Raw genomic sequence first — 20,239 nt, 5'->3', positions numbered from 1 at the left:
ATGCGTATGGCAGGATGGGTATTGGCGGCAGTCATGGCGACGGCCGGTGTTGCACAGGCACAGGATCAACAGACCCTGGCCGACATTCGTCAGGAGCTGACGGTGCTGCATGTGGAAATTCAGCGTCTGAAGCGCGAGTTTTCCACCACAGGATCGCCCGCGCCAAACCTGTCCGGCAGTTCGATTCTCGAACGGGTTGACGCCATTGAAGCGGAACTGCAACGCCTGACCCGTCAGACCGAGCAGCTGAACCAGCGTGTGCAGAACATTGTCTCGGACGGGACCAATCGCATCGGAGATCTGGAGTTCCGCCTGTGCGAGCTGGAGGCAAATTGTGAGATTTCAGGCGAACCGACCAGCACACTGGGCGGAGAGGACGCAGATGTAGGTACGGCCGTCATCACGCCTGCGACACCATCCCAAACCGATCAGGGTGAACTGGCCGTGGGCGAGCGGGCGGATTTCGACGCGGCATCGCAAGCACTGGCCGATGGCGATTACCAGACTGCGGCTGATTTGTTTGCGCAGTTTGACGCGAACTATCCCGGCAGCCCTCTGGCGCCCGAAGCGAATCTGAAACGGGGTCATGCGCTTGAAGGTCTTGGCGACACCCGCGAAGCGGCACGGGCATTCTTGGCAAGCTTTACCGGAGATTCCGAAGGAGCATTTGCCCCCGAGGCCCTGTTCGAGTTGGGCGCGGCGCTGGGGCGTCTGGGGCAGACCGATCAGGCCTGCATCACGCTCAATGAAGTTGGCGTGCGCTTTCCATCCGCACCGGCGTTTGCGGCTGCGACGCAAGAGATGTCTGCGCTGGGGTGTTCTTGAAACGACACGGCGAAAACCTGCTTGCAGAACTTCGCGCCCGGCTTCCCGAAAGGCTTCCGCGTAAACTGGGCGTGGCGGTCTCGGGCGGTGGGGATTCCGTTGCGTTGATGCATCTCTTGCATCAAGTCGCCCAAAACGAAGAGATCACCCTTTTTGTGGCCACAGTCGATCACGGCTTGCGCCCCGGCGCAGCGCAGGAGGCCGTGACAGTGTCCCGCCAGGCCGCTGCATTGGGGTTGCCGCATGACATTTTTCATTGGGCGGGTTGGGACGGAGCCGGCAATGTTCAGGATGAGGCCCGCAAGGCGCGTTACAGCCTGCTTGCCGGTTGGGCGCAACAGCGCGGAATCGAGGCCATCGCGTTGGGGCATACAGCGGATGATCAGGCGGAAACGTTGTTGATGCGACTGGGTCGTTCATCAGGTGTCACGGGACTGTCCGGTATGTCGGCAAGTCGGCAACGGGAAGGTGTGACATTGCTGCGACCTATGCTGGGGATCACCCGAAAGGACCTGCGAACCTACCTGTCCGGTATCGGCGCAACATGGGTCGAAGATCCGTCGAATCAGGACCCTCGTTTCGACCGGATCAAGGCACGAGAGGCCTTGTCCGGCCTCAAACCTCTGGGAATTGACGCGCTTTCACTGTCGCGAGTGGCCGACAATCTGGCGCAGGCCCATGCAGCCCTGGGTGTTTTTGCGCAGGAATCCGCAGGGAAGGTCGCCCAGGTCGAACAAGGCGACGTAAGGGTGGACAGGGCCGGTTTTACCGCATTACCCAAGGAAATCCGACGCCGCGTATTGGTAGGATGCATTGCCTGGATCGCAGGGCAGGGATATCCCCCGCGTCAGGCGGCGGTCGAGCAGGCCATGAAGGCCATAACCGACGGGCGGGCGGGTTCGCTCAGCGGCTGCCTGTTGGTGCCAGAAGGGATGAGTGTTTGGATTTGCAGGGAATTCAAGGCCGTGGAGGCTCGGGTTTCGGCACCTGACGAAGCTTGGGATGGCAAATGGGTCTTGGCCGGGCCCGAGATTTCCGGTGCCAAGATCCGCGCTTTGGGTGAAGAGGGGCTGCGACAGGTGCCCGAATGGCGCGAAACAGGCCGCCCCAGGCTGGCCTTGAGCGCGACGCCCGCGGTCTGGAAGGGGGGCGCGGTGCTGGCCGCTCCGCTTGCGGGATTCGCGAACGGATGGCGCGCGGACATGACGCCGGAATGGCCCGAGTTCCACGCATCTTTTTTATCGCATTGAACATACCACAATCCTCTCTATTTTAAGAGGTAACTTGGCAGTTCCTCACCTGCCGGAACTTTTGGGAGAATTTCCTTGGGCAACGCTCGCAATATCGCGTTTTGGGTCGTTCTGTTTCTGCTGATCCTTGCACTGTTCAATCTGTTCAGTGGACCAGGCGGAACGCTTCAGAGCAATGAAAGAACTTACTCCGACTTTGTCGGCGCCGTGCAAAGCGGTGAAGTCAAGAACGTGACACTGGACGGCGAACAGATCCGCTATACCACCGAAAGCGGTGCGACTTACGTCACGATCAAACCCGGCGACGCCGAGGTCACCAAGCTTTTGATCGATGAGAACATCCCGGTTCAGGCGGTCAAGCAACAGCAGTCGGGCTTCCAGTCTTTCCTGATCACGCTCTTGCCCTTCCTGCTGCTGATCGGTGTCTGGGTTTATTTCATGAACCGGATGCAAGGCGGCGGCAAAGGCGGTGCGATGGGCTTTGGCAAGTCGAAGGCCAAGATGCTGACCGAAAAGCATGGCCGCGTCACATTTGACGACGTCGCAGGCATCGACGAAGCCAAGGAAGAGCTGGAAGAGATCGTCGAGTTTCTGCGCAATCCGCAGAAGTTCAGCCGCCTTGGCGGCAAGATCCCGAAAGGCGCGCTGCTGGTCGGCCCTCCGGGTACCGGTAAAACATTGCTGGCCCGAGCCATCGCGGGTGAGGCGGGTGTGCCGTTCTTCACCATTTCGGGGTCCGACTTTGTCGAGATGTTCGTCGGCGTCGGTGCATCCCGTGTCCGGGACATGTTTGAACAGGCCAAGAAGAATGCGCCCTGTATCGTTTTCATCGACGAGATCGACGCCGTGGGCCGCCATCGTGGCGCCGGTTACGGCGGTGGTAACGACGAACGCGAACAGACCCTCAACCAGCTTCTGGTCGAGATGGACGGCTTTGAGGCCAACGAAGGCGTCATCATCCTGGCCGCGACCAACCGCAAGGACGTGCTGGACCCGGCGCTGCTGCGCCCCGGCCGGTTCGACCGCCAGGTGACCGTCGGCAACCCCGACATCAAAGGCCGCGAGAAGATTTTGGGCGTACACGCGCGCAAGACACCTTTGGGGCCCGATGTCGATCTGCGCATCATTGCGCGCGGTACGCCGGGCTTTTCGGGGGCTGATCTGGCAAACCTCGTGAACGAGGCCGCGTTGATGGCCGCCCGCGTGGGTCGCCGCTTTGTCACCATGGAAGATTTCGAGAACGCCAAGGACAAGGTGATGATGGGCGCCGAGCGCCGCTCGATGGTGCTGACACAGGACCAGAAGGAAAAGACCGCCTATCACGAGGCGGGGCATGCCGTTGTCGGTCTGACCCTGCCGCTGTGCGATCCTGTCTACAAAGCCACGATCATTCCGCGCGGTGGTGCGCTGGGTATGGTTGTTTCGCTGCCTGAAATGGATCGCCTGAACTACCACCGTGATGAGTGTGAGCAAAAGCTGGCCATGACCATGGCCGGCAAGGCCGCCGAGGTTATCAAATACGGTGAAGACCACGTTTCGAACGGCCCGGCCGGGGACATCATGCAGGCCAGCCAGTTGGCGCGTGCCATGGTGATGCGCTGGGGAATGTCGGACAAGGTCGGCAACATCGATTATGCCGAGGCTCATGAAGGCTATCAGGGCAACACCGCAGGGTTCTCGGTTTCCGCCCATACGAAAGAGCTGATCGAAGAAGAGGTGAAGCGATTGATTCAGCAGGGTTATGAGCGCGCGCACCAGATTCTGACCGAACGGCACGAAGAATGGGAACGCCTGGCGCAGGGTCTGCTTGAATACGAAACCCTGACTGGGGATGAGATCAAGCGCGTTATGAATGGTGAATCACCCAGCGAGGATGACGAAGGCGACAAGCCGGATGAAGGCAGCGCGCCCAGTGTCACGGCCATTCCCAAGACAAAGGCCAAGAAATCTCCGCCCGATGGCGGAATGGAGCCTGAACCCTCCGCATAGTCAAAAAAAGACCCGGCGCATAGTCCGGGTCTTTTTTCTTTTCATCGGTGTTTTGCCGGGCAATATGCGCGCAAGAAAAAGATCGAAAAGGGAAGGCTATGCCATTTTTGCGTGAAACCGAATTTGCCGCCGAAGCAGTCTGGCTTGGCCATGTCCCTGCGGGAACCTCTTTGCGGGCCCAGGCTGTTGACACGCTGGATTTGGGTTTTGACGGCGCGAAGGGTGAGCGCCACGAAGGCCTTAATCGGGCGTCCTGTGTCAGGGTCTCGAACCTCTACCCGAAAGGCACTGAAATTCGAAACGTGCGTCAGCTTTCAGTTTTGTCCGAAGAGGAGTTGCAGCAAATTGCGCAGGACATGGGGTTGGATCAGCTTGATCCGTCCTATCTTGGGGTTTCCATTGTGCTGCGCGGGATCCCGGATTTTTCGCATATCCCCCCGTCTTCACGTCTTCAGGCAACGAGCGGGGCGACGATAACGGTGGACATGGAAAACGCCCCTTGTGTTCTGCCGTGGCGCGAGATCGAAGCGGATCAACCGGGGCATGGCGCGGCTTTCAAACCTGCGGCGGTCGGGCGTCGGGGCATCACCGGATGGGTCGAACGCCCGGGGCGCATTCAACTGGGGGATCGGCTGAAACTGTTTGTTCCGGATCAACCTGCGTGGGTTTGTGAAAACAGGCTTGTTTCCGATTAGAAACCCCTGAAACGAACTTACGACGCTTCGCGACGCCAGAATGTCGGAATCCATGGCTATCGGGATTGTACACAAGGGTATGGAATGCACAGCGCCGACGCCCCGCGTCGGTTTTGCACGGTATTCAATCAAGGACCCCGGCCAATGAGCTACAAATCCGATATCGAAATCGCCCGCGAAGCGAACAAAAAGCCGATTCAGGAAATCGGTGCCAAGATCGGCATCGACTCTGCGGATCTGCTGCCTTATGGCCATGACAAGGCGAAGGTCAGCCAGAACTTCATCAACTCGGTGCAGGACCGCGAAGACGGCAAGCTGATCCTGGTGACTGCAATCAACCCGACCCCGGCAGGTGAGGGCAAGACCACGACCACAGTGGGTCTGGGTGACGGCCTGAACCGCATCGGCAAGAACGCGATGATCTGTATCCGCGAAGCCTCGCTTGGCCCGAACTTCGGCATGAAGGGCGGCGCCGCGGGTGGCGGTTACGCGCAGGTTGTTCCGATGGAAGAGATGAACCTGCACTTCACCGGTGACTTCCACGCCATCACCTCGGCGCACTCGCTGCTGTCGGCGATGATCGACAACCACATCTATTGGGGCAACGAGCAGGAGATCGACACCCGCCGCGTTGCGTGGCGTCGTGTGGTCGACATGAACGACCGAGCCCTGCGTCAGATCACCGCTAGCCTGGGTGGTGTGTCGAACGGCTTTCCGCGTGAGGCAGGTTTTGACATCACCGTGGCGTCCGAGGTCATGGCGATCCTCTGTCTGGCGAACGACCTGAAAGACCTGGAAAAGCGTCTGGGTGACATCATCGTCGCTTACCGCCGCGACAAGACCCCGGTCTATTGCCGTGACATCAAGGCCGAAGGCGCAATGACTGTTCTGCTGAAGGACGCAATGCAGCCGAACCTGGTGCAGACGCTGGAAAACAACCCGGCCTTCGTCCATGGCGGCCCGTTCGCGAACATCGCGCATGGCTGTAACTCGGTCATCGCGACTAAGACCGCTCTGAAAGTCGCCGACTATGTCGTGACCGAAGCCGGTTTCGGTGCGGATCTGGGGGCCGAGAAGTTCATGAACATCAAATGCCGCAAGGCGGGCATCGCTCCGTCGGCAGTTGTTCTTGTCGCCACCGTGCGCGCGATGAAGATGAACGGCGGCGTTGCCAAGGCCGATCTGGGTGCCGAAAACGTTGAAGCCGTCAAATCAGGCTGTGCCAACCTGGGCCGTCACATCGAGAACGTGAAGTCCTTCGGTGTACCCGTTGTCGTCGCCATCAACCACTTCGTCACCGATACCGATGCCGAAGTTCAGGCGGTGAAAGACTATTGCAGCGAGCACGGCGTCGAGGCGGTTCTGTCGCGTCACTGGGAGCTGGGTTCCGAAGGGTCTGCCCCGTTGGCCGAGAAAGTCGTCGAAATCGTCGAAGGTGGCACCGCGAACTTCGCACCGATCTACCCCGACGAAATGCCTCTGTTCGAGAAAATCGAAACCATCGCCAAGCGTATCTACCGCGCTGACGAAGTTCTGGCCGACAACAAGATCCGCAACCAGCTGCGTGAATGGGAAGAAGCCGGATACGGCAACCTTCCGGTCTGCATGGCCAAGACGCAGTATTCCTTCTCGACCGACCCATCGCTGCGCGGTGCGCCCACCGGCCATTCGGTTCCGGTGCGTGAAGTTCGCCTGTCCGCAGGCGCCGGTTTCATCGTGGTCGTCTGCGGCGAGATCATGACCATGCCCGGTCTGCCTCGCAAACCGGCTGCTGAAACCATCTGCCTCAATGACGCAGGTGAGATCGAGGGCTTGTTCTAAGCTGCTGAATAAGACATCTCGTGGTCCGGGGGATTCATTCCCGGGCCATGAGGAGATGACGATGCCCACTCTGACACCGCCCCAGAACTGTAACACGATGCAGGACCTGCGGGCCGAGATCGACAAGCTGGATCGCCAACTGATCGAAATGTTGGTGACACGCGCGAGTTACATTGACCGCGCGTCGCAGCTGAAGCCGGGCGAGGGCCTTCCGGCCCGTATCCCGGAACGCGTGGAAGAGGTGGTGCAACGCGTGCGTGCAAGCTCGGATGCGCTGGGGATGGACCCTGATCTGGCCGAGAAGCTATGGCGCATATTGATTGACTGGTCGATTGCACGCGAAGAGCGCGTGATTGGCACCGACTGACTGACCGGGCGCTTTGTGCGCCCGATCCGTTTTTTGAAAGAAGGGATCGAAACATGGTAGCTCAGGTTATCGACGGTAAGGCCTTTGCCGCAAAAGTGCGCGCGCAAGTGGCCGATCAGGTTGCAAAGCTGAAAGAGGAAAACGGCATCACTCCCGGCCTGGCCGTGGTTCTTGTGGGCGAAGACCCAGCCAGCCAGGTCTATGTCCGCTCGAAGGGCAAAATGACTGTTGAAGTCGGCATGAATTCGTACGAGCACAAACTGGATGCCGATACCTCGGAAGAAGATCTTCTGGCGCTGATCGACAAGCTGAACAACGACCCGGCCGTGCATGGCATTCTGGTACAGTTGCCGCTGCCCAAGCACCTGAATGAAGACCTGGTGATCAATTCCATCGATCCGGCCAAAGACGTCGACGGGTTCCATATCTCGAACGTGGGCCTGCTGGGCACCGGTCAGAAATCGATGGTGCCCTGCACCCCGCTGGGTTGCCTGATGATGCTGCGTGACCACCACGGTTCGCTTTCCGGCATGGACGCGGTTGTGATCGGTCGCTCGAACATTGTGGGTAAACCGATGGCGCAGCTGCTGCTGGGCGATAGCTGCACCGTGACCATCGCGCATTCGCGCACCAAGGATCTGCCGGATGTCGTGCGCCGGGCCGATATCGTCGTGGCCGCGGTGGGTCGTCCTGAAATGGTACCGGGTGACTGGATCAAGGAAGGCGCGACCGTGATCGACGTAGGCATCAACCGCATCGAACGCGACGGAAAGAACAAGCTTGTCGGTGACGTGGACTATGCCAGCGCGTCCCAGCGTGCTGGCTCCATCACTCCGGTTCCGGGCGGTGTAGGTCCGATGACCATTGCCTGCCTGTTGGCCAACACTTTGACTGCGTGCTGCCGCGCCAACGCTCTGCCCGAACCAGAAGGTTTGACGGCGTAAGGTAATCTGGTCGGGTCGATCATGTCGGCCCGGCACACTGCTCGGTTGTGCATGACCTCGTGGGACAATCATTGCACGCTGTGGTCATTTTGCCCTGAATGGGTTTGACAGCTTTGAAAATCGTGATATCCCCGTATTCCCAGTTGGTTACAGGTAAGGTGCCTAAGTGCTTGTCGTGCTAAGGTTGAATTCTGATAAATCGTGCACAAAAGCGGTATGACATCCAAGATCAAAGTTGTCCGGAATGCTTGTACCCCACAGCGAGTGACGGCGGGCGTTGTCTTTCTTCCATTGCTTGCCTACGCGTTTCCACCGTTTCTGGTTGCTGATCTGACCTTTGGATTGCGTCTTCTTTTCTGGACCGGGGTGATGGTTCTTGCCCTGACGGTCACCGGGCTGGCGCGCAAGCTGATGCAGAAAAACCCTGTTCTTTTGAATGTTCCTGCCCGTGATCTGGCATTTGCGGCACTGATCTTGGTTCTGTTCACGCCGTCCCTTTGGATGTTGGCATGGGTCCTGTTCACGTGTGGAGGTCACATGGCACCAGGCGCCCAGACCGTAGCGGTGTATGGGGTCTTGTTTGCAACGGGTCTGGTTCTTGTGCAGCGCAATGATCTGAATCCATTGATGGACTCAACGCCTGAAATCGAGAAGCCGCGTCTGATCAGGCGTCTGCCGCCTGATTTCGACGGCCAAATCCATCGTCTGACGGTCAGGGATCACAATGTGGATGTTGTGACCTCGGAAGGCACGTTCACGATCCGCTCACGCTTTACGGACGCAATTGCCGAGATGGAGCCGATTCCCGGGCACTGTTCGCACCGTTCACATTGGGTGGTGGACGCGTCCATCGTTAGGGTTGAAAAAACGGCGGGCAAAACCTTTTTGCGCCTGGCGAACGGCGATCTGGTTCCAGTGAGCCGCAAGTACAAACCGAAGTTGGAAGAAGACGGGTTGATCTGAATTCAACGTGGCATTGGGATCATCCGCGGATGCGGGCCGGTCAGAATGGCCATGGCGTCCGCGCCCAAAAGATCGGAAAGTGCCCGATCCGAACTGCGCAAACCCCCGGTATAAGCTCCGTAGGCAGGCAGGATCAGCCGATTTCTGTCCAGCAGAAAGGCGGGCCGGGAAATGTGCCGGCCTTTTGTCCGAATCTGTGCTTTCGGATGAAAATGGCCTGAAACCTCGCCTTGTCGCCGATCCTGGGCGATATGACGAAAGATAAGCGGGCCGCACTGCCATTCGACCAAATGAGAGCCCCCCATCTCGATCGGGCCGGGATCGTGATTTCCTTCGATCCAGATCCACTGACGCCCGGCCTGCAAAGTTGCAATCCTCAACCCTTCTGCGTCGGGCAAGGCCCGGGCCGCTTCGAGATCGTCAAAGCTGTCGCCAAGGCAGATGACGGTTTCGGCGCTGGTGTATTCCAGATCGCGTGCCAGACGGTCTAGCGTTTCGCGACTGTCATAGGGGGGCAGCGTAGCCCCGCCCCGACGGGCCATGCGCTCGGATTTCCCCAGATGCAGATCCGAGACACAGAGCAGTCGCCGCGCCGGCCACCATAATGCGCCAGACGGCAGCGCATCGAGTTGCTGGCCTGCAAAGGAAAATCTGCACACGTTCATGATACGTTCTTGGCCTGATTCCACGTCTTGCGCAAGGGGATCAAAGCTGGTCCAACCCGGCGGCTTCCATCAGGCGCGCGCTTTCTTCGGCAAGCAGCCTTTCTTCGGCTGCCCCTTTGACGGGCACCTTTCCGACCTCAAGAAAAAGCGGCGCGGCCAGTGGGGAAACGCGATCCAGACGCAGCAGGTCCATGCGGTCGCCGATGCGCGCCAGCATCTCCTGGATACGACCGAAGTCAACCAACCCGCGCATGGCCTCTTCGCGGGTGATCTGCATCAACAGATGATCGGGATCATATTTCAGCATAGTGTCATAGAGAATATCCGACGAAAACGTGGCTTGCCGTCCGGTTTTACGCTGTCCGCCCGTGTTGCGTTCGATCAGACCGGCAATTGTTGCCGACGCGCGAAAGGTACGCTTCATAACCGCGTTGCCCGCCAGCCATGTGTCCAGCCCGTCACGCAGCGTTTCGGGTTGAAACAAAGGGCGCGGGTCAGTGACCGCATCCAAACCCCAAATCAGCGTGGCATAGTCTGTGGCGACAAACCCCAGCGGGGCCAAACCGGTTTCCTCCATCCGTTTGGTCAGCAGCAGGCCCAGTGTCTGTTGCGCATTGCGACCAGCGAATCCGTAAACGCACAGATGCTCTCGCCCGTCACTTGGAAAGCTTTCGATCAGCAGACGATCGCGTTGAGGCAGGCGGGACACTTGGCGCTGCAAGTCCAGCCAATCCGCCGTATGAGAAGGCAGGTGCGGCCAGTCAGTTTGGGTGAACATGCGCAGAATGCGGTCACTGAGTTGCGTGGAGGTCGCAAATTTCGTGCCCGAGAAGGTCGCGATCTTTGGTTTGCGATCAGCGCGACGGCTGACCTCGACCACCATTTCGCGCAGGCCCTCATAGCGCACGATCTGCCCGCCGATCAGGAAGGTATCGCCGGGGGTCAGCGAAGCAGCAAAGGCTTCTTCGACTTCGCCCAACGGTTTACCTCCACGGCTGCGCTTCAGGCGTACCTTCAGGGTGTCGGTATCCTGAATCGTGCCCAAGTTCATGCGAATGCGTGACGCAGCGCGAGGATCGCGCAATTGCCATTGCCCGTCGGCACGCTGCTGCAACCTTTGCCAGCGATCATAGGCGCGCAAGGCGTAGCCCCCGGTGGCACAGAAATCCAGACAGGCGTCAAACTCGGGTCGCGTCAACTGTGCATAAGGTCCGGCGGATGTCATCTCGGCATACAGATCATCGGCGTCAAAGGGCCCGGCACAAGCCGCAATCAGAATGTGCTGGCACAACACATCGCGGGGGCCGGGGCCTCGGGGTTCCCCGTCCAGGTCATGGGCCTTGGCCGCCTCGAGCGCAGCGATGCATTCGACAACTTCAAACCGGTTGGCAGGAACCAGCAGCGCCTTGGAAGGCGCGTTATAGCGGTGGTTGGCCCGACCAATCCTTTGCACCAGCCGTTTGACGTTCTTGGGCGCACCGATCTGAATCACCAGATCGACATCGCCCCAATCAATGCCCAGATCGAGGCTGCCGGTGCAGACGATGGCGCGCAATTCGCCACGCACCATCGCGGCTTCGACCCGCTCGCGCTGCTGTCGGTCAAGACTGCCATGATGGATGCCGATGGGCAGGCCGTCGTCATTCGCCAGCCACAGATTGTGAAAATAGATCTCGGCCTGCGCGCGGGTGTTGTGAAAGATCAGCGTGGTCTTGTGCCGCCGGATCTGGTCCAGCACAGCCGGAATGGAATAGGCCGCGCCTCCGCTGGACCATGGCGGCATTTCGGTTGTTTCCAGCATCTGGATGTCCGGGTCCGGGCCGGGGTCGGCCTGCACGATCCGGCAGGGGTCTGGGTGGCGCGCCAGAAAGCGGGCAATCGCCGTGGGGTCTTCGACCGTGGCCGACAGGCCGACGCGACGCAGATCCGGGTTGAGACGCTGAAGACGCGCCAGGGCCAGCATCAGTTGATCACCGCGCTTGCTTTCCGCCAGTGCGTGGATTTCGTCGACGATGATCCGCTGCACCCCATCGAACATGCGCGGGGCATCCTCGTACGAGGTCAGCAGTGCCAGGCTTTCCGGTGTGGTCAGCAGGATATGGGGTGGATCGGCCCTTTGGCGTTTTCTCTGCGTGGCCGAGGTGTCACCGGTGCGATCCTCGATCCGAATGGGCAGGCCGATCTCGTCCACCGGGGTGCGCAGGTTACGTTTGATATCCGCCGCCAGCGCCTTGAGCGGCGAGACATAGAGTGTATGCAAACCGTTGTGGCCTCCACCGGCCAGCTCGGACAGGGAAGGCAGAAAACCGGCCATGGTCTTGCCGCCACCGGTCGGGGCGATCAGCAGGGTTGCCGGGTCCTTCGCCCGATCGAACATCTCTTGCTGATGTGGGTGGATGGACCAGCCTTTGGTGGAAAACCACGTATCAATCCGAGCGGGAATCTGCGTCATGGTCACAGATTACCCGCCCGAAGGAGGGATTGGCACGGCGTTATTTGACGATTTTCTCGTCTTTTACGAACATGTTGGCCCAGGCGCGGTCAATCAGGTCCGGGTTCATCTGATAAGGAATGCCCTCGAACTCGCAGATCGAGATCATCTGATCGATCAGGAAGATCGGTTGGTAGTTGGCATAGATATTGTTGATGGTCGGGTATTTGACCTTCAACAGGTGCACCAATGCCGCCTCGTCCAGCGGCATTCCACGTTTGCGGGCCACCATGGCAAAGATTTTCAGGAAGTTCTCCTGGTTCGGGCCGTCAATCTTGATCTTGAAGAAGATCCGGCGCAGGGCGGCCTGGTCGAAGATCTCATTCGGGTGGAAGTTGGTCGAGAAGATGACCAGCGTGTCGAAGGGCACTTCGAATTTTTCACCCGATTGCAGGCCGAGGATATCCTTGTTTTCCTCCAGCGGGACGATCCAACGGTTGACCAGCGCCTGCGGCGGCTCGGCTTGCCGGCCAAGGTCATCCACGATGAAAATGCCACCGGTGGATTTCAGTTGCAACGGGGCCTGATAGGTTCGTGCGGTTGGGTTGTAGACCAGATCCAACATGCTGAGCGAAAGCTCACCACCGGTTACGACGGTGGGGCGTTCACATTGGACATATCGGGAATCGAACCGCCTGCGACGACGCAGGCTGTTGGGGTCGTCCGGCTCTTGTTCGATCGCCGTGTGCACGATCGGGTCATAGACCGTGATCACCTGACCCGCATATTCGATGGCGTAGGGCACATAGACGTTGTCACCCAGCGCATCCCGTATGCCGTTCGAGATCGAGGATTTACCGTTGCCCGGTGGACCATACATCAGAATCGACCGGCCCGCGCTGACCGCCGGGCCCAGATGATCCAGCAGGCTGTCGGGCAGGACCAGATGGCCCATTGCACCCACGAGTTGTTCTCGCGTGACCTGAATGTTGCGGATCGACTGGCGCTTGACCTGCTCGCGATAGACATCCAGCGGCACCGGCATCGCACCAAAATACTCGGATTGGCTCAGCGCATCCAGCGAACGGGCCTTGCCCGCATCGGTCAGCTGATACCCCATCTCATTGCCGCTATTGGCGTTCAGTGTTCCGGTCGCTTCAAGCAGTTTCTGATCGCGCGCGATGTCGATCAGTTCCTGAGTAACCGAACCCGGAAGACAGATGGCTTCGGCCACTTCTGACACTGTGCTCGCGTTTTTGCGAAAAATCGTCTTAAGCAGAATATCCCGCATCATTACAAGCGGAAGCTTCATTTCGCCCAGACCCTTGGGGGCAGGGGGGGCCATAACTGAGGAAGTCTGCATATTCATGCGCGGTGCTCGTCCATCAAAATGTCACGCCAAGAACCCGAAAACGGGCGTCTTGAAGAAAATGAACCAGCTTTGTGGCGGGACAAAGGCAGCGGCAAGGCGCGCTGATGATAGTTTACGATCCGAGAACAGTGCCCAGAATCAGGTACATCGCCAATGATCCGCCCAAGGCGAACCCCATCGGAAACTGTTTGCCCCGATCCCAGCTTTCCCAATGCGGTGCAATGGTGCGCAGCTTTGTGATTTTGGCCAAACGATGAGTGAGCACGGCAGCCAGAACGCAGGCGGTCAGGATCATCAGCACAATTCTCAGATCGCCCAGCCAGACAAACGCCGACGCGGCGGCCAGAAACTTGGCATCGCCAGCGCCCATGGTGCCCGCAGCATTCAGCAAGATACCGATTACCAAAACCACGACGATATGCAGCAGTTGCCAGAAATAGACCGGCATGGACACGGTGAACGGCCCCAGATTGCCGCTGATGCCGCCTGTGGACCAGGGCGGGATGGCGATCAGACCTATCACGATGTAAACCAGCGTCAGCGCAAGGACTGCATGGTTCTTGATCCGCATCTCACGCATATCCGTGAAGGCCACGTAAAAGCAGATCGGCAGCACAAACGGCAGAAACCAGGCCGCTGCCACTGCGGGTATCTGCATGTGTCAGGCCCCTTCAAGCGCCCGAAGCGAGCGGACCGCCTCGTCGAAATGCTGCGGGTGGGTTGAAATGGCTTCGCGGAACAGGTTTTTGGCGGTGGTTATGTCGCCCTGTTTGACCGCTGAAATACCCATTGTATTGAGCAGACGCGCCCGTTCGACCTGTGTCATGGGGACGACCGGCAGGTTGTAGTTGCCTTGTGCCGACCGGGCCAAAACCAGGTTGTTCTTGGCGGTAAACAGCGAGTTGTCCTGACGGATCGCTTCCGAGAACAACCGCTCGGCTTCGGCATATTCGCCGCGGCTCAGCTTGGAATATCCCCAGTTGTTCATCACGCTGCCCGGACGTGTCGTCAGCCCGACAGCGGTTTCATAGAAATGATCCGCGCGTTTCCACTCTTTCCGGGAATCCGCAACGACTGCCTCGAGGCGATACCGTTTGAAGGTTTCAAAGGTGGGGGGAACCGAATCCAGAACCGTTTTGGCCTGCGACCAGTCGCCGTTTCGGACCAATGCGTCCGCGTATTCAACCTTGTCCGCGGCGTTCGAGCCCTTCATCGTTGTGACGCGCTTCCACGCGGTTACGGCCTCGGTCGTGCGTTTGGCGCGGCCCAAGGATATTGCCAGTCCGCGTTGAAGATCGATCCGGTCCGGGTTTTTGAGCGCTGCACCGTGGAAATAGGTCACCGCTTCATTTGGATCTGCGGCGCTCAGAAGCACATCGTTCAGGTTTGTTTCGTCGATAACGTTCACTTCCTGAAACGTTCGTTCAACCTTTTCCTCTTCGGTTTCCTTTGCACAGGCCGACAGGATCAGACCACTGATAACAACAGTCGGAATCAAGAATTGCTGGCGCATTTTTTGCGTCCTTTACTGCTCTCGCCTCAATTACTGGATCTTGCGTAGCGTGAATTGCCCGTCGCCAAGCTGCTCCAGTGTGTATTCTTGTTGTTCTTGTGGGGTATTATTAACAGAATTTTCCATTTTTGCGAGTGCTAAGCGCAGATTGTCCCGGATTGCGTCACTTTCGCCATTGTCCAGCGCATAGGCCCGCCGAAACACTTGCGCGGCCTCGGGGTATTCCTGTTTCTCCATCAGCAGGACACCCAGATTGTTCCAGGCCACCGGCCAGTCCGTGTCGTCTTCGACGGCTCTGCGCAGCAGTTTTTCGGCCTGTCCCAAGCGGCGTAGCCCAATATTCGCAGTACCCAGAGACGTCAGGACCTGGGGCGTCATACCCTGGTCCAGCGCGGCCCGGGTAAAGGTTTCAAGCGCCAGTTCGTATTCTCCGGCTGCCATCAATCTGTTTCCGACCTCGATGCTGTCCTCGGCCTGACCTTTGGCGTCAATTCCCGGTGCATCCAATCCGTTAGGTGACAGGCCTTCTGTACAAGAAGCCACCATGGCAAAAACCATGGTGGCCCAGAGCATTCGGCGAAACCCGGAAGGGAAGCACCTGAATTCAGCTTTCATATGGCTCTATCCGACCTAGCGTCCAAAACTCGAAATAACATTCGCCGACGGGCCAACCAGAATGATCAGCAGCGGTGGGACCGTCAGCATCATTGTGACAAGAGTCATCTTGGTCGGCAACTTGTTCGCGGCCTCTTCGGCGCGCATCACGCGTTTGTCGCGCATCTCACCGGCGTAAACCCGCAATGCCTCGGCAATTGATGTACCAAATGTCGCCGATTGGATCATGACGGTGACAAAAGAGTTCACGTCCTGAACCCCACAGCGCACGCCGAAGTCACGCAGGACGGTGTCCTTGTCCTTGCCGGCCTTCATTTCATACGCGACGGTTTCGAATTCCTGCGCGATATCCGGATAAGACGCGCTCATTTCACTGGCCACGCGAACGATGGCCTGATCTAGCGATTGACCGGCTTCAACGCAGACCAGCATCAGATCAAGCGTATCGGGAAAGCCGGCGGTAATCGCTTCCTTCCGTTCTTCAACCCGGCGCGTAATCCAGTATTTGGGTGCGAAATAGCCGATCGCGCCGGGGACAAGCACCCGGATCATCATCTGTGTTCCGGTAAACTCCTGGCCGCCGGAAAAAACCGTGACCAGCAGAACACCAATGATAATGCCAAGGATACCCAGAGAAAACTGCGCAAAGTGGAAGAACCGAACCGAATCCTTCGACCTGTAGCCCGCCTGACGCAGCTTCAACTCGACGGCCGAATATTCTTCTTCGTTCTTGGGCTCAAGGAAAGTTGCGAACTTCTCAAGCTGTTCGTTTCGGTTCGAGTTTCGAAGCTGCTCTTTCTTCCCCTTTTTCTGCTTTGGAGGAGCCGCATTCGATCTTTGCAGTTTCTTCAAGGGGTCTTCGGGCTGCTTCATGATCAATGTGACAGCGACCAGAACCATAAGCAGGCCAAGTACGCCGACAATGATCAGGGGGCCGAATTCGCCCAGGTGCTGGGTCAACAGGTCATTGATGCCGGTCAGGATTTCCATGGTGCTGCCCTCAGACCTTGATGTTGGTGATGATTTTCATGACGATCAGGTTCAGTGTCAGCAGGATGGCGACAACAAAACACGCGGGAATAAACCAGGGGTGATCCAACACCTCGTCGTAATAGCCCGGGTCCTTGACCAGAATGAAAATCAGACAGGCAACAGGGAACCCGGACAGGAACTTGCCCGACCATTGTGCCTCGGCCGTAATCGCCTTGACCCGACGGAACAGGCGAAAACGCGCACGGATCACCTTTGCCAATCCGGCCAGAATTTCGGCAAGGTTACCGCCGGATTGCTGCTGAATACCCACGGCGACTGCCAGAAAGCGCATATCCTGCATGTCCAGACGTTCAGCCATGTCCTTTAGCGCCTCGCCCACATCGCGACCATAGGCGCATTCATCGGCGATAACGCCAAATTCGGTTCCCAGCGGATCCTGAACTTCGTTTGCAACCACCTGAATCGTCGAGACGAACGGGTTGCCGACACGCAACGAGCGCACCATCAGTTCAACCGCATCGGGCAGTTGTTCTTCAATCATCCCCATGCGTTTCTTGGCCTTGTGGTTGACCCAGGCGTAAACGCCGCCAATGCCGATTGCGATGGAAACAACGATGCGCAGTGCCGTGTCCGTAGCGGTTCCGATGCTCAATCCGACAAAGGCCATGGCTGATACCAGCCCCATGATCATGATCAACTGACGGGGAGAGAACGCGATTGCCGCCTTTTGCGCCTTGTCTGCCAGCAGTGAATACAGAGGAATGCTCTGTGATTTCATATGCTGCTGCATTTCTTTGCGCAGCTGTTCCAGCACCTGTTCGCGCCCGGCACCTTTTTCCAGCATGTCCAGGCGTCGGTTGACCCGGCTGTTCAGGCTGATGGACTTGCCGAAGGCAACAAGATAGATGCCCTCGACCAAGGCAAGAACCCCCACAAAGATGGCGACATAAATGATCGCCTCCATAGGCAATTGCATACCCGGTTCTCCTACATTGTGGTTGGGTCGTAGATGGACGCTGGCAAGTCAAAGCCCCATAGACGGAACCGTTCCGAATAGTGGCTGCGGACGCCGGTGGCGGTGAAATGCCCGATGATCTTGTTGTCGGGTGTCAGGCCAACGCGTTGAAAACGAAAGATTTCCTGCATGGAAATCACGTCACCTTCCATCCCGGTGATCTCGGTGATCGAGGTCATCCGGCGCGACCCGTCCTGTAGGCGGCTGGCCTGCACGATCAGGTTCACAGCCGAGGCGATCTGACTGCGGACCGCCTTGATCGGCATTTCGATCCCGGCCATCGCGATCATGTTTTCCAGACGTGAAATACCGTCCCGGGCCGAGTTGGCGTGAATCGTGGTCATAGATCCGTCGTGACCGGTGTTCATGGCCTGCAACATGTCGATGACTTCGGCGCCGCGCGTCTCACCGACGATGATACGGTCAGGACGCATACGCAGGGCGTTTTTCAGACAGTCGCGCGGGCTGACTTCACCTTTGCCTTCCACGTTGGGTGGGCGGCTTTCCATCCGACCCACATGGGTCTGTTGCAGCTGAAGTTCCGCGGTATCCTCGATGGTCAGAATACGCTCGGCGTCGTCGATGAAACTGGACAGGGCGTTGAGCGTGGTCGTTTTACCCGAGCCCGTACCCCCGGAAACGATGATATTCAGCCGGGTGGACACGGCGGCCTGCAAATAGGCGGCCATTTCTTCGGTAAACGCACCGAAATTGACCAGATCGTCAATGCCCAGCTTGTCTTTCTTGAACTTACGAATGGAAACAAGCGATCCGTCCACCGCAATCGGGGGCACCATGGCGTTGAAACGCGAGCCATCTGCCAGACGGGCGTCAACATACGGGTTGGATTCATCGACACGGCGGCCCACGGCGGACACGATCTTGTCGATGATCCGCATCAGGTGCTTTTCATCCTTGAAGGTAATGTCGCTGAGTTCCAGCTTGCCGGCACGTTCCACAAAGATCTGTTGTGGACCGTTCACCAGAATATCGTTGACCGTATCGTCCTGAAGCAGCGCCTCGAGCGGGCCGAGACCCGTCACCTCGTCATAAAGTTCCTTGTTCAGCTGGGATCGGTCTTCGCGGTTCAGAACAATGTTTCTTGTTTCCAGAACTTCACTGGCGATGGCACTGATTTCAGCGCGCAACTCTGCTTCGCCGGCGTTTTCAAGCGCGGCCAGGTTCAGGTTTTCCAGCAGTTCGCGGTGCAGTTCGATCTTGATCTCACCCAGCCGCTCCTTGCGTTTGCGGTCTTTGTCTGAACTTGCGACCTCACCTGCATTCTTTTTCACGGGTTTGCGTGCCACCGCGGTCGCGACAGGTGTCGCTTGTGCAGAAGGTGCCGCTGTTTCAGCCGGTTGTGCCGGCGATTTGACGGGCTGCGCTGCGGGTTGCTTTTTGTATCTTGAAAACACGGCTTATCCCCCCTTGGGATGATGTTTACGCAGCTTCTTCGGCACTGCTGCCGAGGCTGTGAAGCGACTTCGCCAGCTTTGAGATTTCCCGGCGCAACGGGTTCTTGGCGGCCGCATTTGCCAGAGGCAGACCATGATCCCCACTTTGCATGACCGGTTTGCCACCATCAGGCAGCAGCAGGTCGATAGAGATTCCAAGGCTTTCCCCCATGCGTTTCACGCGGCTTTTCCCGTTCAGATCGGTAAATTTCGGCGCACGGTTCAACGCAAAGCGCAGCTTGTTGAATGGCAGTTCCTCTGCCTGCAACGCACGTTTCAGGCGCAGGGCATTCTGGGCGGACCGCATGTCCAGCTCGATCATGGCGAAATACACATGGGCGGCCTGCAAAACTGTTTCCGACCACAGGACCAGCGTCTTTGGCATGTCGACAATGACATAGTCGAAATGCGCGCGCGCCATGTCGATCACGCGCTGAATGTCTTCCGGAGTGATCAAGTCAAGCGGCACCATGTCGGATGGCGCCGTCAAAACCTGAAGCTTTTCTTCATATGTTTGAAGGGCTTGCGAGAATACTTCGCTGTCCATCGCGTCCGTGTCCGACAGCATTTCAAACACTGTCTCTCGTCGCGGCAGATCCAGATAGGTGGAAACGGTCCCGTATTGCAGATCCAGATCGATCAGGCACACGGTCGGCGCGTCCTTGTCCGAGACACAGGCCAGCTCCCAGGCCAGGTTAACGGCCAGTGTCGTTGCGCCGACTCCACCTGCAAGGCCCTGAACGACAAACAACGCGCCTTCCTTGGACGCGCCACCGGCCAGGGGAACGGCGGTCGCCTGTGCCACGGCAACCGGGTCGGGCTGCTTCATACGCTCGATGGCTTCCTGCAATTCGCCTTCGGGAAGAGGATAGGGGACGAACTCGTCGGCACCTTTGCGCAGCAGTTGGTGCAAAGACGCCGGAGTGACATCCTCGGCGATTAGAACAACTTTTACTTTCTTTTCATTGGCTTGAGTGATTATTTCACCCAGCAGAGACAGGTTGTCTTCGTCTTCTCCGTCGATCGCCAGCGCTACGAATTCCAGCGTTTCAGCTTCGGGTTGGCTGAAAAAGGCCAACGCTTCTGCAAACCCCAGATCTCCCCAGCGTTCGCCCAAGATGGCTTCCATGTCTTCGATCAGAAGGTCGAAATTCTGAACATCCCGACTGATGGTGCAGGCCAAGATTGCAGTATTGTCGTCTTGCGGCGTCGCGCTGGTCATAAACACTATCCTCGTCGTGAGGGCTCAGCATGTCATATGAACGAAATCCGCCAGATGGATGTGCTGTCGCCCCAATACGGTCAAATTTGGCCGCAGGTCACCCTA

Annotated in this window: 18 protein-coding genes; 8 read left to right on the top strand and 10 right to left on the bottom strand. The window is 58.2% G+C overall.

What is annotated here, in order from left to right; genetic code table 11:
• The 8 genes from ybgF to AC2FFD_RS08305 all read left to right on the top strand — a co-directional run bounded on the left by ybgF (position 1) and on the right by AC2FFD_RS08305 (position 8,854).
• Positions 1 to 825, top strand: coding sequence for a tol-pal system protein YbgF (gene ybgF, locus AC2FFD_RS08340; protein WP_170344976.1), 825 nt, complete (start codon positions 1 to 3; stop codon positions 823 to 825).
• Positions 816 to 2,075 (top strand): tRNA lysidine(34) synthetase TilS, encoded by a 1,260-nt coding sequence (gene tilS / locus AC2FFD_RS08335; RefSeq protein WP_496872812.1) that lies wholly within the window; start codon positions 816 to 818, stop codon positions 2,073 to 2,075. The genes ybgF and tilS overlap by 10 nt, the downstream gene beginning before the upstream one ends.
• A 75-nt stretch (positions 2,076 to 2,150) precedes the next feature.
• Positions 2,151 to 4,064, top strand: a complete 1,914-nt coding sequence (ftsH, locus tag AC2FFD_RS08330; protein WP_257600215.1) for an ATP-dependent zinc metalloprotease FtsH — start codon at positions 2,151 to 2,153, stop codon at positions 4,062 to 4,064.
• A 98-nt stretch (positions 4,065 to 4,162) separates the two neighbouring features.
• Positions 4,163 to 4,759: an MOSC domain-containing protein gene (locus AC2FFD_RS08325; RefSeq protein WP_496872811.1), complete on the top strand. Its 597-nt coding sequence runs from the start codon at positions 4,163 to 4,165 to the stop codon at positions 4,757 to 4,759.
• Positions 4,760 to 4,903: 144 nt separating this feature from the next.
• Positions 4,904 to 6,580 (top strand): formate--tetrahydrofolate ligase, encoded by a 1,677-nt coding sequence (locus AC2FFD_RS08320; protein ID WP_170344980.1) that lies wholly within the window; start codon positions 4,904 to 4,906, stop codon positions 6,578 to 6,580.
• A gap of 61 nt (positions 6,581 to 6,641) precedes the next feature.
• On the top strand, positions 6,642 to 6,947 hold the full coding sequence (locus AC2FFD_RS08315; protein WP_170344981.1) for a chorismate mutase: 306 nt from the start codon (positions 6,642 to 6,644) through the stop codon (positions 6,945 to 6,947).
• A gap of 53 nt (positions 6,948 to 7,000) precedes the next feature.
• Entirely contained in the window at positions 7,001 to 7,891 is an 891-nt protein-coding gene (gene folD / locus AC2FFD_RS08310; protein ID WP_496872810.1) for a bifunctional methylenetetrahydrofolate dehydrogenase/methenyltetrahydrofolate cyclohydrolase FolD, read from the top strand.
• Between the two features lie 216 nt (positions 7,892 to 8,107).
• The gene (locus tag AC2FFD_RS08305; RefSeq protein WP_496872809.1) at positions 8,108 to 8,854 is read left to right on the top strand and encodes a LytTR family DNA-binding domain-containing protein; all 747 of its coding nucleotides are present in this window, start codon (positions 8,108 to 8,110) and stop codon (positions 8,852 to 8,854) included.
• 2 nt (positions 8,855 to 8,856) lie between these two features.
• On the opposite strand, the gene pdeM is transcribed toward AC2FFD_RS08305, so the two are convergent.
• The 10 genes from pdeM to AC2FFD_RS08255 all read right to left on the bottom strand — a co-directional run bounded on the left by pdeM (position 8,857) and on the right by AC2FFD_RS08255 (position 20,134).
• A complete protein-coding gene (gene pdeM / locus AC2FFD_RS08300) occupies positions 8,857 to 9,519 on the bottom strand; it encodes a ligase-associated DNA damage response endonuclease PdeM (RefSeq protein ID WP_496872808.1) in 663 nt (220 codons plus the stop codon).
• Between the two features lie 40 nt (positions 9,520 to 9,559).
• Positions 9,560 to 11,971, bottom strand: a complete 2,412-nt coding sequence (locus tag AC2FFD_RS08295; RefSeq protein ID WP_496872807.1) for a ligase-associated DNA damage response DEXH box helicase — start codon at positions 11,969 to 11,971, stop codon at positions 9,560 to 9,562.
• A gap of 40 nt (positions 11,972 to 12,011) precedes the next feature.
• The gene (locus AC2FFD_RS08290) at positions 12,012 to 13,319 is read right to left on the bottom strand and encodes a DUF8689 domain-containing protein (RefSeq protein ID WP_170344986.1); all 1,308 of its coding nucleotides are present in this window, start codon (positions 13,317 to 13,319) and stop codon (positions 12,012 to 12,014) included.
• Positions 13,320 to 13,434: 115 nt separating this feature from the next.
• On the bottom strand, positions 13,435 to 13,980 hold the full coding sequence (locus AC2FFD_RS08285; protein ID WP_170344987.1) for a prepilin peptidase: 546 nt from the start codon (positions 13,978 to 13,980) through the stop codon (positions 13,435 to 13,437).
• Positions 13,981 to 13,983: 3 nt separating this feature from the next.
• The gene (locus AC2FFD_RS08280; protein WP_257600220.1) at positions 13,984 to 14,835 is read right to left on the bottom strand and encodes a tetratricopeptide repeat protein; all 852 of its coding nucleotides are present in this window, start codon (positions 14,833 to 14,835) and stop codon (positions 13,984 to 13,986) included.
• Between the two features lie 30 nt (positions 14,836 to 14,865).
• On the bottom strand, positions 14,866 to 15,408 hold the full coding sequence (locus tag AC2FFD_RS08275) for a tetratricopeptide repeat protein (RefSeq protein ID WP_496872806.1): 543 nt from the start codon (positions 15,406 to 15,408) through the stop codon (positions 14,866 to 14,868).
• Positions 15,409 to 15,465: 57 nt separating this feature from the next.
• Complete coding sequence (locus AC2FFD_RS08270) at positions 15,466 to 16,440, bottom strand: type II secretion system F family protein (RefSeq protein ID WP_257600221.1); 975 nt, start codon at positions 16,438 to 16,440, stop codon at positions 15,466 to 15,468.
• A 10-nt stretch (positions 16,441 to 16,450) separates the two neighbouring features.
• Entirely contained in the window at positions 16,451 to 17,419 is a 969-nt protein-coding gene (locus tag AC2FFD_RS08265) for a type II secretion system F family protein (RefSeq protein WP_152457244.1), read from the bottom strand.
• Between the two features lie 11 nt (positions 17,420 to 17,430).
• A complete protein-coding gene (locus AC2FFD_RS08260) occupies positions 17,431 to 18,873 on the bottom strand; it encodes a TadA family conjugal transfer-associated ATPase (RefSeq protein ID WP_170344990.1) in 1,443 nt (480 codons plus the stop codon).
• A 25-nt stretch (positions 18,874 to 18,898) separates the two neighbouring features.
• Entirely contained in the window at positions 18,899 to 20,134 is a 1,236-nt protein-coding gene (locus AC2FFD_RS08255) for a CpaE/TadZ family protein (RefSeq protein WP_170344991.1), read from the bottom strand.
• Positions 20,135 to 20,239 lie beyond the last annotated feature (105 nt).

The organism is Ruegeria sp. YTSC002 (assembly GCF_059609845.1).
The sequence above is the reverse complement of the archived record's forward strand: the minus strand, read 5'-3'. Positions and strand labels throughout refer to the sequence as shown.

Excerpts from the sequence above, each read along its gene's own strand:
- ybgF (WP_170344976.1), top strand. The coding sequence starts at position 1 with ATGCGTATGGCAGGATGGGTATTGGCGGCAGTCATGGCGACGGCCGGT.
- AC2FFD_RS08325 (WP_496872811.1), top strand. The coding sequence starts at position 4,163 with ATGCCATTTTTGCGTGAAACCGAATTTGCCGCCGAAGCAGTCTGGCTT.
- AC2FFD_RS08320 (WP_170344980.1), top strand. The coding sequence starts at position 4,904 with ATGAGCTACAAATCCGATATCGAAATCGCCCGCGAAGCGAACAAAAAG.
- AC2FFD_RS08315 (WP_170344981.1), top strand. The coding sequence starts at position 6,642 with ATGCCCACTCTGACACCGCCCCAGAACTGTAACACGATGCAGGACCTG.
- folD (WP_496872810.1), top strand. The coding sequence starts at position 7,001 with ATGGTAGCTCAGGTTATCGACGGTAAGGCCTTTGCCGCAAAAGTGCGC.
- AC2FFD_RS08305 (WP_496872809.1), top strand. The coding sequence starts at position 8,108 with ATGACATCCAAGATCAAAGTTGTCCGGAATGCTTGTACCCCACAGCGA.
- pdeM (WP_496872808.1), bottom strand. The coding sequence starts at position 9,519 with ATGAACGTGTGCAGATTTTCCTTTGCAGGCCAGCAACTCGATGCGCTG.
- AC2FFD_RS08295 (WP_496872807.1), bottom strand. The coding sequence starts at position 11,971 with ATGACGCAGATTCCCGCTCGGATTGATACGTGGTTTTCCACCAAAGGC.
- AC2FFD_RS08290 (WP_170344986.1), bottom strand. The coding sequence starts at position 13,319 with ATGAATATGCAGACTTCCTCAGTTATGGCCCCCCCTGCCCCCAAGGGT.
- AC2FFD_RS08285 (WP_170344987.1), bottom strand. The coding sequence starts at position 13,980 with ATGCAGATACCCGCAGTGGCAGCGGCCTGGTTTCTGCCGTTTGTGCTG.
- AC2FFD_RS08280 (WP_257600220.1), bottom strand. The coding sequence starts at position 14,835 with ATGCGCCAGCAATTCTTGATTCCGACTGTTGTTATCAGTGGTCTGATC.
- AC2FFD_RS08275 (WP_496872806.1), bottom strand. The coding sequence starts at position 15,408 with ATGCTCTGGGCCACCATGGTTTTTGCCATGGTGGCTTCTTGTACAGAA.
- AC2FFD_RS08270 (WP_257600221.1), bottom strand. The coding sequence starts at position 16,440 with ATGGAAATCCTGACCGGCATCAATGACCTGTTGACCCAGCACCTGGGC.
- AC2FFD_RS08265 (WP_152457244.1), bottom strand. The coding sequence starts at position 17,419 with ATGCAATTGCCTATGGAGGCGATCATTTATGTCGCCATCTTTGTGGGG.
- AC2FFD_RS08255 (WP_170344991.1), bottom strand. The coding sequence starts at position 20,134 with ATGACCAGCGCGACGCCGCAAGACGACAATACTGCAATCTTGGCCTGC.